The sequence below is a fragment of the Vibrio sp. M250220 genome, from assembly GCF_036533795.1.
Classification (GTDB): Bacteria; Pseudomonadota; Gammaproteobacteria; order Enterobacterales; family Vibrionaceae; genus Vibrio.
This window is the reverse complement of sequence record NZ_JATABI010000187.1, coordinates 1-598: the sequence shown is the minus strand read 5'-3', so window position 1 is coordinate 598 and position 598 is coordinate 1. Positions and strand designations below refer to the sequence as shown.

Sequence of the window (598 nt, the reverse complement as noted above, 5' to 3'; positions counted from 1 at the left end):
TTACGCTAGCAATTCTTTTGCTGTGTTTACTACGTTTTCAGTAGTGAAACCAAACATCTTGAACAGTTGGTCAGCTGGCGCTGATTCACCAAATGTTGTCATGCCGATGATCTTGCCACCGAAACCAACATACTTGTACCAGAAGTCCGCAATACCCGCTTCGATAGCGATACGTGCTGTGACGTCTGATGGCAGTACTGCTTCGCGGTATGCTGCATCTTGCTTGTCGAAAGCATCGGTTGATGGCATAGAAACAACGCGAACTTTCTTACCTTCTTCTGTTAGCTGTGCTGCTGCTTCTACCGCTAGCTCTACTTCAGAACCTGTTGCGATAAGGATAAGCTCTGGCTTACCTGCACACTCTTTCAGGATGTAAGCACCTTTAGCGATGTTGGCGAGTTGTTCAGCGTCACGCTCTTGTTGTGCAAGGTTTTGACGAGAGAAGATAAGAGATGTGGGGCCATCTTTACGCTCGATTGCCAGTTTCCAAGCAACGGCTGACTCAACTTGGTCACATGGGCGCCATGTGCTCATGTTTGGCGTTAGACGTAGAGAAGCCATTTGCTCCACCGGTTGGTGAGTTGGACCATCTTCGCCT

At 48.5% G+C, this 598-nt stretch carries 1 protein-coding gene; it reads right to left on the bottom strand.

Annotation, left to right across the window (positions count from 1 at the left end):
* Positions 1-598 (bottom strand): transketolase-like TK C-terminal-containing protein (locus QTN94_RS20330; RefSeq protein ID WP_331428683.1); only part of this gene is annotated, 598 nt, incomplete at its 5' end.